This window comes from Ornithinibacter aureus (assembly GCF_009858245.1).
Lineage (GTDB): Bacteria > Actinomycetota > Actinomycetes > Actinomycetales > Dermatophilaceae > Fodinibacter > Fodinibacter aureus.
Genome location: NZ_VMSB01000001.1, coordinates 3,098,034 through 3,111,608, shown reverse-complemented (window position 1 = coordinate 3,111,608; position 13,575 = coordinate 3,098,034). Strand labels below are relative to the sequence as shown.

At 72.8% G+C, this 13,575-nt stretch carries 11 protein-coding genes and 1 tRNA gene; 5 read left to right on the top strand and 7 right to left on the bottom strand.

Going from position 1 to position 13,575, the window contains the following annotated elements:
* Positions 1–56: 56 nt before the first annotated feature.
* Positions 57–1,589, bottom strand: a complete 1,533-nt coding sequence (locus tag C8E84_RS14790) for an AMP-binding protein (RefSeq protein ID WP_159903287.1) — start codon at positions 1,587–1,589, stop codon at positions 57–59.
* 110 nt (positions 1,590–1,699) lie between these two features.
* Between C8E84_RS14790 and C8E84_RS14785 the strand changes: the two genes are divergently transcribed.
* On the top strand, positions 1,700–2,167 hold the full coding sequence (locus C8E84_RS14785) for a PNPOx family protein (RefSeq protein ID WP_246196964.1): 468 nt from the start codon (positions 1,700–1,702) through the stop codon (positions 2,165–2,167).
* Positions 2,168–2,195: 28 nt separating this feature from the next.
* On the opposite strand, the gene C8E84_RS14780 is transcribed toward C8E84_RS14785, so the two are convergent.
* Together C8E84_RS14780 and C8E84_RS14775 are read right to left on the bottom strand one after the other, a co-directional pair.
* Positions 2,196–3,935, bottom strand: coding sequence for a sensor histidine kinase (locus C8E84_RS14780; RefSeq protein WP_211675618.1), 1,740 nt, complete (start codon positions 3,933–3,935; stop codon positions 2,196–2,198).
* Positions 3,932–4,663: a response regulator gene (locus tag C8E84_RS14775; RefSeq protein WP_211675616.1), complete on the bottom strand. Its 732-nt coding sequence runs from the start codon at positions 4,661–4,663 to the stop codon at positions 3,932–3,934. Before C8E84_RS14775 ends, C8E84_RS14780 begins: the two co-directional genes overlap by 4 nt.
* 55 nt (positions 4,664–4,718) lie before the next feature.
* Here C8E84_RS14775 and C8E84_RS14770 point away from each other — a divergent pair, with 55 nt between their 5' ends.
* Positions 4,719–5,645, top strand: coding sequence for a TIGR03619 family F420-dependent LLM class oxidoreductase (locus tag C8E84_RS14770; protein ID WP_159903285.1), 927 nt, complete (start codon positions 4,719–4,721; stop codon positions 5,643–5,645).
* A 113-nt stretch (positions 5,646–5,758) separates the two neighbouring features.
* Here the strand turns inward: C8E84_RS14770 and C8E84_RS14765 are convergent.
* Positions 5,759–5,837, bottom strand: a tRNA-Gln gene (locus tag C8E84_RS14765).
* 113 nt (positions 5,838–5,950) lie between these two features.
* Here C8E84_RS14765 and C8E84_RS14760 point away from each other — a divergent pair.
* Complete coding sequence (locus C8E84_RS14760; RefSeq protein WP_211675800.1) at positions 5,951–6,553, top strand: TetR/AcrR family transcriptional regulator; 603 nt, start codon at positions 5,951–5,953, stop codon at positions 6,551–6,553.
* Positions 6,554–6,574: 21 nt separating this feature from the next.
* Here C8E84_RS14760 and C8E84_RS14755 read toward each other — a convergent pair whose 3' ends face one another.
* Positions 6,575–7,387: a methyltransferase domain-containing protein gene (locus C8E84_RS14755; RefSeq protein WP_159903281.1), complete on the bottom strand. Its 813-nt coding sequence runs from the start codon at positions 7,385–7,387 to the stop codon at positions 6,575–6,577.
* Positions 7,388–7,494: 107 nt separating this feature from the next.
* Between C8E84_RS14755 and C8E84_RS14750 the strand changes: the two genes are divergently transcribed.
* Both C8E84_RS14750 and C8E84_RS14745 read left to right on the top strand, forming a co-directional pair.
* Positions 7,495–7,995 carry a MarR family winged helix-turn-helix transcriptional regulator gene (locus C8E84_RS14750; protein WP_159903279.1) on the top strand — a complete coding sequence of 167 codons (501 nt, stop codon included), beginning with the start codon at positions 7,495–7,497 and terminating at the stop codon, positions 7,993–7,995.
* Positions 7,996–8,086: 91 nt separating this feature from the next.
* Complete coding sequence (locus C8E84_RS14745) at positions 8,087–10,759, top strand: AMP-binding protein (protein WP_159903277.1); 2,673 nt, start codon at positions 8,087–8,089, stop codon at positions 10,757–10,759.
* On the opposite strand, the gene C8E84_RS14740 is transcribed toward C8E84_RS14745, so the two are convergent.
* Entirely contained in the window at positions 10,726–12,636 is a 1,911-nt protein-coding gene (locus tag C8E84_RS14740) for an ABC-F family ATP-binding cassette domain-containing protein (RefSeq protein WP_159903275.1), read from the bottom strand. The two genes, C8E84_RS14745 and C8E84_RS14740, sit on opposite strands and share 34 nt — an antisense overlap.
* Positions 12,636–13,565: a 4-(cytidine 5'-diphospho)-2-C-methyl-D-erythritol kinase gene (locus tag C8E84_RS14735; RefSeq protein ID WP_159903273.1), complete on the bottom strand. Its 930-nt coding sequence runs from the start codon at positions 13,563–13,565 to the stop codon at positions 12,636–12,638. The genes C8E84_RS14740 and C8E84_RS14735 overlap by 1 nt, the downstream gene beginning before the upstream one ends.
* Positions 13,566–13,575: the final 10 nt, after the last annotated feature.

Genomic DNA, 13,575 nt, shown 5'->3' with positions numbered 1-13,575 from the left:
GGTACCCAACACAGTGCCGCGAGGGGCCCGCAAGGCCCTCGATCATCATGGTTTGCTCAACGCCCGAGCTGCCGGCGCAGCTCGCGCTTGAGGACCTTCCCGTAGTTGTTCGTCGGCAGGGTGTTCACGAGGTGGTACTCCTTCGGACGCTTGTAGCGGGCGATACGCTCGGTGCACGTCCGGTCGAGCTCCTCGAGCGCGGGCGGTGGCTCGTCACCACCCGCGAGGACGACGAAGGCCACCACGGCCTCACCCCACTCGGGGTCCGGGCGCCCGACAACGGCCACGGACTGCACTCGTGGGTGGTGCATGAGCGCGTCCTCGACCTCCCGCGGGTAGATGTTCATCCCTCCGCTGATGATGACGTCCTTGGAGCGGTCGTGCAGCGTGAGGTAGCCCTCGTCGTCGAAGCTGCCGATGTCGCCGGTATGCAGCCAGCCGCCGCGAAGGGTGTGTGCGGTCTCGTCGGGCTGGTCCCAGTACCCGGCCATGACGACCCCGCCACGCACCACCACCTCGCCCGCTTCGCCCGCGGGCAGGTCGTGGTCGTCATGGTCGACGACCCGCACCTCGACGTCCGTGCGGGTGGAACCGACCCCCTGCATCCTCGCCTGCCACCGCGGGTGCTCCCGGTCGGCGTGGTCCGCCACGGACAGGGCGGTGATCGTCATCGGCGTCTCGCCCTGCCCGTAGATCTGCGCCAGGCGCGGCCCGAAGGTGCTCAGGGCGGCCTCCAGGTCGGGCAGGTACATCGGGGCGCCGCCGTAGATGATGGTCTTCAGCCCGGTGAGGTCGGCGCCCGCGAGCGCGGGGTCACCCGCGAGGCGCTTGACCATGATTGGTGCCGCGAAGAAGGACATCCCCGGCCAGCACGCGAGCAGGCCCGCGAGCTCGCCCCCGGTGAGGGCCCCGCCCGACGGGAAGACGCTCACCGCACCCTTGGCCACGTGGGGAAGCCCGTAGAGCCCGGAACCGTGGGACAGCGGCGCGGCGTGCAGCACGCTGTCGTGGGCCGCAACCGGGCCGATGTCGGCGAAGTAGCTGAGCGAGGCCATGAGCAGGTTGCCTTGGGTGAGGGTGGCGCCCTTGGGCCGCCCGGTGGTCCCGCTCGTGTAGAACAGCCACGCCGGATCGTCAGGACCGCGCTCGACCACCCTCACCGGCGCCGCGCTCGTGAGTCGCTGCCAGTCAGGTCCCGGCGCGAGCACCACGGCCTGCACGGCATCCACGGCATCCCGCAGCGGTGCGACGGCTGCGACGTGCTCCTCGTCGGTGATCACGAGGGAGGTACCGCTGTGGTCGAGGATGTAGGCGATCTCCTCGGGGTGCAGCCGCGCGTTGACGGGAACCGCGACGAGGCCCGCGTGCCAGATCGCGAACTGGGCCTCGAGGTACTCGGGCCGGTTGTTCATGACGATCGCGACGCGGGCCCCCGGGGCGAGTCCGTGCTCGTCGCGCAAGCCCCCCGCAGCGGCTGCGACGCGCGCCGCGAACTCGGCCCAGGTCGCCTGCACCCGGTCGCCGACGGCCATCGCCGGGGAGTCTGGCAGCCGGCGCCCGTTGCGCGCGATCCACGTGGCGAGGTTCATGCGGCCAACATCTCCGCCGACGCTGCGCGCGTCAAGGGGTACGCGCGACGTTGATCCCACGATGAGAATCCCGCCCTAGCATGGGCGCTCCACGGCGGCAGGACCGTGCCGTGAGCACGTGGCCGCGACGATCCGGGAGGCCCGACATGAGGTTGTCCGACGAGCAAGCGCGCAGCCGTCTGGGTGCGCAGGTGCACGGCGTGCTCTGCACCCTGCACCCCGAGCGGGGCCCGGACCCCCAGCCCGTCGTGTTCGCCGTGAGCGCGGATGGCCACGTCGGGGTGCCGATCGACCGCGTCAAGCCCAAGGCGTCCTCGCGCCTGCAGCGCGAGGACAACCTCGCGGCCGACCCCCGGGGCTCGCTCCTCGTCGAGCACTGGGAGACGCAGGACTGGTCCCGGCTGTGGTGGGTGCGCGCCCAGCTGGAGCACGTGCCCGACCCGCCACCCGCCCTGCTCGACGAGCTCGCCGACGCACTGGCGGACGCAGTGCCCCAGTACGCCGACAAACCCTTCCACCGCGTGCTCGTGTGCCGGATCGTCGGTGTCACGGGGTGGGCGGCCGCCGAGCAGGACTGACCTCGCGCCAGGGCCTCGTGCCCCCTGCTCAGTGCCCGCTGCCCCCAGCCGCAGGGAGCCTCAGCACCATCGACGTCCCGTCCGGGCCCGAGTGCCCCACCGTGAGCTCGCCGCCCATCGCATGGGCCAGTCCCCGCGACAGCCCGAGCCCCAGGCCGATGCTCTCCTCCGGGTAGTCCTGCGAGGAGGCGGCGGGTGGCGCCGACGACGGGACCGACACGGCATCCGGTCTCGCGAAGGAGGTGAAGGCGCGCGGGAGGAAGTCGGCGGGGATGCCGGGTCCGTCGTCGTCGACGCTCGTCACCACCCAGCCGTCACCCCCACCAAGGGCCTCGGCGCCCCGGCGGACCACGACGTGCCCGCCGGACCTGCCGTGGCGGATCGAGTTGCCCACGAGGTTCAGCAGTACCTGCCGCAACCGGCGGCGGTCGGCGAGCACGACGTCGTCCGCGAGGTGGTGGGAGAGCCGGACCTCGCGGTGGTCCGCCCTGGTCGACAGCAGCGCGAAGACCTCCGAGACGACGTCGCGCAGCACCACCGGCTCGACGGCGATCGGGAGGACACCGGCCTCGACCCGGCTGAGGTCGAGCACCTCGGCGAGCAGGTCCATGACGTGCCCCGCAGCCGCGCTGATGTGGCCCAGCGCCTCGCGTCGCTGTGCCTCGTCGAGGTCGATGGTGCCGAGCAGCTCGGCGAAGCCGACGATGGCCTGGATGGGGGTGCGGGCCTCGTGGCCGACCGCGGCCAACAGCTCGGACTTCGCGTGTGAGTGCTCCTCGGCCGTCCTGCGGGCGGTCTCGGCCTCGAGCCGGGCCCGCCGATCACGCTCGGCGGCACGCCGTTCGGTGAGGTCGAAGACGTTGACGACGTACTGGGCCGGGTGGCCGTTGCGAGCGGGCAGGAGGGAGACGGTCACCTCCACCTGGACCTCACGGTGGCTGTCGTGCGCTTCCCCGCCGTGCAGGACCGCCTCGAAGACCACCGGGGTGGCACCGTCGCGGTCCAGGTCGTCGAACCGGGCCTCCAGCGAGCCGGTCGTCGGCGTCACGACGTCGGCGAGCCGGCACCCGACCAGGGGATCCCCACCGGGGTTCAGCGCCGCGAGCGCCGTGTTGGTCCGCGCGATGGTGCGGTCGAGCCCGAGGAGCGCCATGCCCAGGGAGTTGTCGTCGAAGGACCTGCGGAAGCGCTCCTCGCTCGCGACCAGGTCGCCGATGAGTCCGGCGTGGTCGATGGCCACCGAGGCGAGGTGGGTGAACCGGTCGACGAGCAGCCGCTCACGGGCGGCGGGACGGTGCGGGAGGGGGTGGTAGACGGCGAACGTGCCGACCGGCATCCCGTCGCGACCCACGATCGGTGTCGACCAGCAGCTGCGCAGACCGGCCGCCTCGGCGTGGCCACGAAAGTCCACCCACCGCGGGTCACGGCGCACGTCGAACGCCACGACGGCCTCGTTGCGGGCCGCGGCCGTTCCACACGACCCCGCGCCATCAGCCACCGCCAGCCCGTCGATCGAGGCGATGTAGGCCGCGGACAGCCGGGGCGCCGAGCCGTGGTGCAGCGTCCCCCGAACGCGATCGAGGAGGAGCACCGAGCACCGGGCCTGCGGAATCAACCGCTCGAGCGACGCGAGGATCTCGTCGAGGACCTCGCGCAACGGGGCGGCATCCGCGATGAGCTCCAGGACCTTGGCCTGACCGTTGAGCAGCTCGCCGGCGTCGTCGGGGTGCAGCCGGGACCTGACGTCGGGTAGCTCGGCCGTGCTCACTGGTCCACCAGCTGGTAGCCGACGCCGCGCACCGTGCGCAGCAGGGTCGGGCGCGACGGATCCTGCTCGAGCTTCAGCCGTATCCGGTGCACGTGCTCGGTCACGGTGGCCTCGCCCAGCCACTCGGAGGACGAGTTCCACACCCGCTCGAGCAGCTGGCTGCGCGTGAAGACCTGACGGGGGTGCGCGACGAGGAAGGCGAGCAGGTCGAACTCCTTGGGCGTGAGCTCGACCTCCACGCCGTCGACCTGGACGCGGCGAGCGGCTGGCTCGAGGCGCAGACCGCCGATGACGACGGGCTCGTCGGCCTGCTCCGGGGTGCTGCGACGCAGCACCGACCGGACGCGGGCGGCGAGCTCACCGGGCGAGAAGGGCTTGATGAGGTAGTCGTCCGCCCCGAGGTCGAGACCGATGATGCGGTCGGTCTCACCGCTGCGGCCCGAGAGCACGATGACCGGGGTGTCGGTGCGCCCGGTGCGACCTCCTCGCACGGCGCGCAGGACGTCCAGCCCTCCGAGGCCGGGCAGGGACAGGTCGAGGACGACGAGCGCCGGGAGATCGTCCCGGATGCGACGCAACGCCGAGGGCCCGTCGTCGGCCTCCAGGACCCGGAAGCCGGCGTAGTCCAGCTGCCAGCGCACGACGGTGCGGATCGCCTCGTCGTCGTCGACGACGAGGACCACAGGGGACTTCGGCTCGTCGGGACGCTCGACCGCGGTGGGGCTCACCTGTTGATGGGTACCACACCCGGACCGGGGCTGGCGAGCGTGCCACAGTGGTGCGATGACCGCTGGGATGCCGTTGCTCGGGTTCGGGCTACCGGTCTCCGGCGCGTGGGCCACCCGCGAGAACCTGGTGCACGTGGCTCGCCGCGCGGAGCAGCTGGGGTACTCCTCGCTCTGGGCCTACCAGCGCACGCTGTGGCCCGCGGACGGTCGGCTCGGCCCGTCACACCGCAGCGTCCTCGACCCGGTCGTCGCGCTCGCGGTCGCCGCCGGGCACACCGAGCGGATCGGTCTCGGCACCGCCACGGTCTGCGCGCCGTTCACCGCCCCGGCCCTCCTGGCCTCGAGCATGGCCTCGCTGGATGCCGTGTCCGCCGGCCGCCTGACCGTCGGCGTCGGCATGGGCTGGCTCCCCGAGGAGCACGTCGCGACCGGGGTGCCGATGCACCGCAGGGGCGCGCGTTTCGAAGAATACCTGCAATGTCTCGTGGCGCTGTGGACCGAGGACCCGGTGGAGTTCGAGGGTGAGTTCTACACCGTGCCGAGGTCCCACCTCAGCCCGGCGCCGGTTCAGCAGCCGCACCCTGCGCTCCTCGTCGGCGGGAGCGCCGACGCTGCTCTGGAGCGGGCCGGGCGGCTGGCCCAGGGCTGGATCGCGAGCAGCCAGCACGTCCCCGCGACGCTGCGCCGCAGCATCGAGACGGTGCGACGGGGCGCGCTCGAGGCCGGCCGCGACCCGGACGCGCTGCGCGTGCTCGTGCGGGTCGTCCCGGAACTGGTGACCGCCGACCCCGGAGTCGGTCGCCGTCCCTTCCACGGCACCGCGGAGCAGATCCTGGCCGACGCCGCCACCCTGGCCGCGGACGGGGTGACCGAGGTGCTGCTCGACCTCAACCTCTCACCGCGGGTCGGGACGATGGACGTCGGCGTGGGTGAGGCGCTGGAGCGGGCTGAGCGTGTGATCGAAGAGCTCGCCCCTCAGTAGGAGCCGGATGCTCCCCCGGTGGGTGACTGCTTGCTCCCCAGCAGGAGTCTGCCTTGCTCCCCGGGTAGGAGCCGCGCCTCCGCCCGACCTCCTGCGTCGGTCGTGCGGTGTCGCTCCCCGGGTAGGAATCGAACCTACGTCGCTTGTCCTGATTCAAAGTCAGGCGGGCCCTACCAGCAGACCAACCGGGGACCGGTGCGCACGGCGGCGCACGGCATACGGTGAGGGTAATGGACTCAGCCGGGCACAATGACGGGGTGACTGCCCCTGCCTCGGCCAAGCCCCCCAAGACCAGCCGCGCCCGGATGACCGGACGCGAGCGTCGCGAGCAACTCATCGGGGTGGGTCGCAAGCACTTCGCCGACAAGGGTTTCGAGGGGACGACGATCGAGGAGATCGCCGCCTCGGCCGGGGTGTCCAAGCCGGTGGTCTACGAGCACTTCGGCGGCAAGGAGGGCCTGTACGCCGTCGTCGTCGACCGCGAGATCGAGAGCCTGCTGAGCGCGGTGCAGGGGGCGCTGACCTCCGAGGGCACCTCGCGCGAGATCATCGAACGCGCCGCCCTGGCCCTGCTCGGCTACGTCGAGACCTCCACTGACGGCTTCCGGATCCTCGTGCGGGACAGCCCGACCGGGCAGGCCACCGGTTCCTTCGCCAGCCTCATGAGCGACATCGCCAGCCAGGTCGAGCACATCCTCGCGGCCGAGTTCAAGTCCCACAAGCTCGACCCCAAGGCCGCGCCGATGTACGCACAGATGCTCGTCGGCATGATCGCCCTGACCGGCCAGTGGTGGCTGGACTCCCGCAAGTTCAAGAAGCACGAGGTCGCCGCTCACGTCGTCAACCTCGCCTGGAACGGGCTGACCGGCCTGGAACCCAAGCCCACGCTCACCGCCAGCCCGTCCTGAGGGCCGGCGTACGGCATCCGGTCAGGCGGTGGTCTTCCGGCCGACCGCGAACACCCGGCGGAACGGGAAGAGCACCCCGAGCGGCGTGCGCGGGTACGCCTCCGCGAGCAGCGCGGCGTAGGGCTCGAGGAACGCAGCGCGCTCGTCGTCCTCGGTGAGGATGTCGAGCACCGGCCGCAGCCCGGTGGCCGTGACCCAGCTCAGCACGGGGTTGTCCTCGGCGCCGTCGGGGTCCAGGACGTGCAGGTAGGTGGTCTCCCACGCGTCGACCGTGCATCCCAGTCGGGTGAGGTAACGCAGGTAGGTGGCGGGCTCCCCCACCGCCGGCAGGTCCAGCGCGGCCCCCAGCTCACCGGCCCGCTCGTGCTGTTCCGCCGTCTCGCGCATCAGGCGGTGGCTCGGGGCGTCGAAGTTGCCGGGCACCTGCAGGGCCAGCCAGCCACCCGGGGCAAGCGCCTCGACCCAGGTGTCGAGCAGGTCGAGGTGACCGGGAATCCACTGGAGGGTGGAGTTGGTGATGATGACGTCCGGGGCCACACCGAGGGAGGCCGGGTCCCACTCACGAAGCTCGGCCTGCACCCACTCGACCCGGCCGGCGTCGTCGAGGGCGCGGGCCGACTCCAGCATGGCCTCTGACGCGTCGACACCGATGACCCGGGCCTGCGGCCAGAGCTCGCCGAGCATGAGGGTGGCCGGGCCGTGGCCGCACCCGAGGTCGACGACGACCGCGGGGTCCTCGGTGCGCACCTGCGCGAGCAGGTCGGCGAAGGGCCTGCTGCGTTCGGCCGAGAACCGGCCATAGGCGGTGGGGTCCCAGCTCACGTGCTCGCTCATGCCGTGCTCCTCGGGTCGGGCGCCTGGTTGTGGGTGAACCTGGTGGATCGGTGGGCGGCGCCGGTGTCTCGATGTCAAGAAACTTGACGGGCAGTAGAGTCGGCCTCATGGCCGCTGACGATGTCGACCGTATCGTCTCCGCGTGGCGCCGGGAGCGTCCCGGGCTCGACGTGGCACCCCTCGAGGTCTTCAGCAGGGTGTCCCGGCTGGCCCGACGCCTCGATCGTGCCCGCGGGACGGCCTTCGCCGAGCACGGCCTCGACGGGTGGGAGTTCGACGTCCTGTCCGCGCTTCGCCGGGCCGGCACGCCCTACGAGCTCAGCCCCGGGCAGCTCGTCACCGAGACGCTCGTGACGAGCGGGACGATGACCAACCGCGTCGACCGCCTCGCCGCCCGTGGCTATGTCGAGCGCCACCCCGACCCCACCGACCGGCGTGGCGTGCTGGTCCGACTCACCCCCGCAGGCATGGACGTCGTGGATGCCGCCCTCGCCGACCTCCTCGCCCACGAGCACCAGCTCCTCGCCGAGCTGTCCGACACCGAGCGCGACGACCTGGCCGCCCTGCTGCGCCGCCTGCTGCACCCCTTCGAGACCGAGCCGAGCTGACCGGCATCGCGAGAGCGAGGTCCTCGCGGCGGGGCGCATCTCACACCGCCCGGAGTTGTAGAGGTAAGGCTTACCTCACTACTCTCGGTTCGTGCCCCTCACCGCCTCTGCTCCCCCGCGGGCCGAGGCACACCCCGCGCAGGCAGGGCCGGGCACGGCCCTGACCTGTCGACGGGCACCTGACCACGCGGATGCCGTGCACGTGCGGGGCGGGGGCGGGCGGCTGACGACGCTGACCCGCGGTGAACTGGCCGAGCGGGTGGCGAGCGCGGCCGGCATCCTCGCCGGCGAGCGCCGCCTGGTGCACGTGCACGGGGCCAACGACCTCGACACCCTCGTCGGCTACCTGGCTGCCCATGAGGCCGGGCACGTCGTGCTGCTCACCCCGCCCGGCTCCCCCGCAGCCGCCCTGGCCGCCACGTGGGACCCCGACGTCACGATCACCTCCACCGGCGAGGGCACGCCCGCGATCCAGCCCCACCGCGAGCACCCGGCCCACCCCCTGCACCCCGACCTCGCCCTGCTCATGAGCACGAGCGGGTCGAGCGGATCGCCCCGCCTGGTGCGCCTCTCCCACGACAACCTGCGCAGCAACGCCGAGGCGATCGCCGAGGCGCTGAGCATCCGCCCGCAGGACCGGGCCGTCACCAGCCTGCCGCTGCACTACTGCTACGGCCTGAGCGTCGTGCACAGCCACCTGCTCGTCGGGGCATCGATCGTGCTCACCGACCTCTCGATCGCCGACGAGTGCTTCTGGACGCTCGCCGCCGAGGCCCGGGTCACCACCCTCGCCGGCGTCCCACACACCTTCGAGCTGCTCGACCGCGTCGGTTTCGCCACGATGGACCTCCCCCACCTGCGCACCATCACCCAGGCCGGCGGCCGGATGGACCCGCAGCGCGTCGTCGAGCTGGCCACCCTCGGGCGCCGACGCGGCGTGGACCTGTTCGTCATGTACGGCCAGACCGAGGCGACCGCGCGGATGGCCTACCTGCCCCCCGGTCTCGCCGCCGAGCACCCCACCACGGTCGGTGTGGCCGTGCCCGGCGGATCCCTCGAGATCGTCGACGGCGAGGTCGTCTACTCCGGGCCGAACGTCATGCTCGGCTACGCCGACACCGCCGCCGACCTCGCGCTGGGGCGCACCGTCGAGCGCCTGCACACCGGTGACCTCGGCCGCATCACGGATGCCGGGCTGCTCGAGATCACCGGCCGCCGGTCGCGCGTGGCGAAGGTTCTCGGGCACCGGGTCGACCTCGACCACGTCGAGCGCACCCTGCGCGACGGCGGGCACGACGTGCGCTGCCTCGCCGCGCCGGATGCCGTCGCTCTCGTCTGCGCGCCGGGCCCCACCCCGGTCGACCACCGCAGGCTCGCCGAGCGCGCGGCCCGGTCGGCCGGCATCCCGACGCGCTGCGTGCAGGTGCTGACCTCCGCCGACCTCGGCCTGGACGCACTGCCCCACCTGAGCAGCGGCAAGGTCGACTACGCCACGCTGACCGACCTGGCCGCAGCGGCCCGCGTCCGCGCGGCCGATGTGACGACCGAGGCGCCGGCCGGCGCGGGTTCCCTTCGCGAGCGGTATCCCGCCGTGCTCGGGCTGGCATCGGTCTCACCGGAGGACTCCTTCGCCTCCCTCGGCGGCGACTCGCTGTCGTACGTCGAGGCGTCGCTGCACGTCGAGGACCACCTCGGACACCTGCCGGCCAGCTGGCACCTGCTGACCCTGCGCGAGCTCGAGGCGCTGGAAGCCGAGGCGACCACCGAACCCGGCCGGGCGGCATCCGGCACGCCACACCCGGCACCGGACGGCACGCCGCCCACCCTGCGCGCGCGCCTGCGCCGGGCCCTGTCCACCCGCTCGGTCGAGACCAGCGTGGTGCTGCGGGCGCTCGCCATCGTGCTCATCGTCGGCACCCACGCCCACGTCTTCACGCTCCAGGGCACGGCCCATGCCCTGCTCGTGCTCGTCGGCTGGAACCTGGCCCGCTTCCGGCTCGGTGAGGCGCCGCGCACCGAGCGGGTGCGCGGCCTGCTCACCGCAGTGCGCCGCATCGCCGCGCCGGCGCTCGTCGTCATCGTCGGCGCGCACCTACTCATCGGGCAGTACGCGTGGTCGACCATGGCCCTGCTCAACTGGGCGTTCGGGCAGGCCCGCCTCGGACCCGACTGGCGGTTCTGGTTCATCGAGTCGGCGGTGTTCGTGCTGCTCGTCGTGACCGCCGTCGTCGCGACGCCGTGGGGCGACCGGCTCGAGCGACGGCACCCGTTCGCGCTGCCGCTGGCGCTGGCGGGCATGGGGATGCTGTGGTGGCAGGGCCTGCTCTTCCCGCCCGTGCCGCACGTGCAGGGCTCGGCGCTCGTGGTCTCGTGGCTGTTCTGCCTGGGCTGGGCCGCCGCCAAGGCGCAGGGCCTGGGCCAGCGGATGCTCGTCACGGCCGTCGCGATCCCCACCATCGGCACCTTCTCGGGCAATCCCAAGCGCGACCTGCTGACCCTGACCGCAGCCCTGCTCGTCATCTGGGTGCCGACGCTACGGGTGCCCCGCGGGCTCGTTCCGCTGGTGCAGGTGCTCGCCGCGAGCTCGCTGTTCATCTACGTGCTGCACTGGCAGGTGCTCCAGGCGACCCGATCGACCCCGTGGCTGGGCTACCTGGCGGGTCTGCTCGCCGGGGTCGCCTACTGGTGGGTGTGGACCCGCGGGCCCCGGCTGCTGCGCACCGTCAAGCCTCAGCCGATGATCTCGGCGGCCTCCAGCCACTGAAGCTCGAGGTCCTCGCGCTCGTCGACGATCTCGCGCAGCTCGCGGTTGAGCACGAGCACCCGGGCGTGGTCGGTGGCCGCCGTGAGCATCGCGGCGTGCAGCTTCTCCTCGCGGTCGGCGAGGCGGCTCAACTGCTTCTCGACCCGGGCCATCGTCTTGCGGGCCTCGCGCGCCTGCGCCGGCGACACCGCTGGCGCAGCGGGCGTCGCAGACGAGGCGGATGCCGTCTGCCCACCACCCGCTGCGCCGAGCGAGCCCGGCCCGTCCGCTGACGAGTCGGCAGCGACAGCGGCAGCCGCGACGGCAGCGGCAGCCGAGCGACCGGCATCCCACGTCGACGCCGGACCACCGGCCGAGGCGGCGCGCAGGCGCAGGTACTCCTCGACGCCCCCGGGCAGCTCGCGCAGGCGGCCGTCGCCGAGCAGCGCGACCTGTCGGTCACACACGCGCTCGAGGAGGTAACGGTCGTGCGAGACGACGATGAGGGTGCCGGCCCACCCGTCGAGGAGGTCCTCCAACGAGGTCAGCGTCTCGATGTCGAGGTCGTTGGTCGGCTCGTCCAGCAGCAACACGTTCGGCTCGTCCATGAGCAGGCGGGTCAGCTGGAGGCGCCGCCGCTCACCGCCGGACAGGTCGCCGACGCGGGTCTGTTGCCGGGGGCCGCTGAACCCGAGCCGCTGCGCGAGCTGGGATGCCGTGAGCTCCTTGGCACCGAAGCGCACCACCGCGCGCACGTCCTCGACGGCCTCGATGACCCGGCGATCGGCCCACTTCTCGAGCTCGCGGACCTCCTGCGAGAGCACCGCCAGGCGCACGGTGACACCGACCTTGCGCTTGCCGGCGGCGAGCGCGACGTCCCCCGCGATGGCGCGCAGCAACGTCGACTTGCCGGCGCCGTTGACGCCGACGATGCCGGTGCGCTCGCCGGGGGCCAGGCGCCAGGTGACGTGGTCGAGCAGCACCCGGTCGCCGACGCTGATCCGGGCGTCGATGAGGTCGACGACGTCCTTGCCGAGACGGGTCGTGGCGAACCGCATGAGCTCGACGCCGTCACGAGCCGGGGGCTCGTCGGCGATGAGGGCATTGGCCGCGTCGATGCGGAACTTGGGCTTGCTCGTGCGCGCCGGCGGGCCCCGCCGCAGCCACGCGAGCTCCTTGCGCAGGAGGTTGTCGCGGCGCTCGGCGATGACCCCGGCCATCCGCTCGCGTTCGGCCTTGGCCAGCACGTAGGCCGCGTAGCCGCCCTCGTAGGCGAAGACCTGGCCGGAGTCGACCTCCCAGGTCTGGGTGGCGATCGCGTCGAGGAACCAGCGGTCGTGGGTGATCGCGACGACGGCGTTGTCCGGCCGGGCGTGCTGGCGCACGAGGTGGTCGGCCAGCCAGGCCACCCCTTCGACGTCGAGGTGGTTGGTCGGCTCGTCGAGCAGCAGCAGGTCGGGCGCGGAGACGAGCAGCGCCGCCAGCGCCACCCGCCGGCGCTCGCCACCGGACAACGGCCCCACCGCGGCAGCCATCCCACCGACGGCGGGTGCGTCGAGCCCACCGAGCAAACCGGTGAGGACGTCGCGGATGCGGGTGCTGGCGGCCCACTCGTGCTCGGGGAGGTCACCGATGACGGTCTCGTGAACGGTGGCTGCCGGGTCGAGGCCGTCGTCCTGGGTCAGCACCCCCACGGTCAGCCCGCCCACGCGAGCCACCCGGCCGGTGTCGACGTCCCGGGTGCCCGACAGCACCCGCAGGAGGGTGGTCTTGCCACCGCCGTTGCGACCGACGATGCCGATGCGGTCGCCGCCCCCGACCCCGAGGGAGACGGCATCGAGCACCTGGGCGGTGCCGAGCGCGAGGGAGGCCCGCTCGACCGAGACGAGGTTGGCCACTAGTCGGTCCGCTGGTGGATCACGTGGGCACCGTGGACCGGACCGCTGGCGCGCCGCACGTCGCGGACGACGCCGCTGGCCGTGAGGGCGACGGCGAGGTCGATGCCGGCCTCGCTGTTCTCGACGAGGAAGGCCGTCGTCGGGCCGGAGCCGGAGACGATGCCGCCCAGCGCCCCGTACTCCATGCCCGCGGCCAGCACCTCGGCGAGGTCGGGCCGCAGCGACAGTGACGCCGCCTGGAGGTCGTTGGACAGCTGTGCGGCGAGCTCGTGGGGGTCGCCGGTGCGCAGGGCGCTCATGAGGGCCGCGGTGGGAACGGGGTCGGGCACGTCCTCGTCGTCACGCAGGCGGTCGCACTCGGCGTAGACGGCCGGGGTGGACAGACCGCCCTCGGCGAGCGCGAACACCCAGTGGTAGGTGCCCCGGGCGAGCACGGGGGCGAGCAGTTCGCCGCGCCCGCTGCCCATCGCCGTGCCCCCGGCGATGAGGAAGGGCACGTCGCTGCCGAGCTCGCTGGCGAGGTCCTCCAGCTCTTCGCGGTCCAGGTCGAGGTCCCAGAGGTGGTCGAGGGCGACCAGGGTGGCCGCGGCATCCGCCGACCCGCCGGCCATGCCGCCCGCCACCGGGATGCCCTTGCGGATGGCGATGTGCACCGGGTCGATGTCGAAGTGGGTCTCCACGAGCCGCGCCGCCCGCAGGGCGAGGTTGTCCCCGTTCTCGGGCACCCCCGCCGCGAGCGGTCCGGAGACGGTGACGCCCCAGTCCGCGGCGGCGGCCACGGTGACGTCGTCGTAGAGGCTCACCGCCTGGAACACCGTGGACAGGGCGTGGTAGCCGTCGGGGCGGCGTGGGCCCACGAGCAGCTCGAGGTTGACCTTGGCCGGCACCCGGACCGTCACCGGAGCGGGCACGAGGGGAGCCGAGGTCATGTCCCCACCC

Bases quoted from the DNA above. Each gene is read 5' to 3' on its own strand.
- C8E84_RS14790 (WP_159903287.1), bottom strand. From the start codon at position 1,589: ATGAACCTCGCCACGTGGATCGCGCGCAACGGGCGCCGGCTGCCAGAC.
- C8E84_RS14770 (WP_159903285.1), top strand. From the start codon at position 4,719: ATGACCGCTGGGATGCCGTTGCTCGGGTTCGGGCTACCGGTCTCCGGC.
- C8E84_RS14760 (WP_211675800.1), top strand. From the start codon at position 5,951: ATGACCGGACGCGAGCGTCGCGAGCAACTCATCGGGGTGGGTCGCAAG.
- C8E84_RS14755 (WP_159903281.1), bottom strand. From the start codon at position 7,387: ATGAGCGAGCACGTGAGCTGGGACCCCACCGCCTATGGCCGGTTCTCG.
- C8E84_RS14750 (WP_159903279.1), top strand. From the start codon at position 7,495: ATGGCCGCTGACGATGTCGACCGTATCGTCTCCGCGTGGCGCCGGGAG.
- C8E84_RS14735 (WP_159903273.1), bottom strand. From the start codon at position 13,565: ATGACCTCGGCTCCCCTCGTGCCCGCTCCGGTGACGGTCCGGGTGCCG.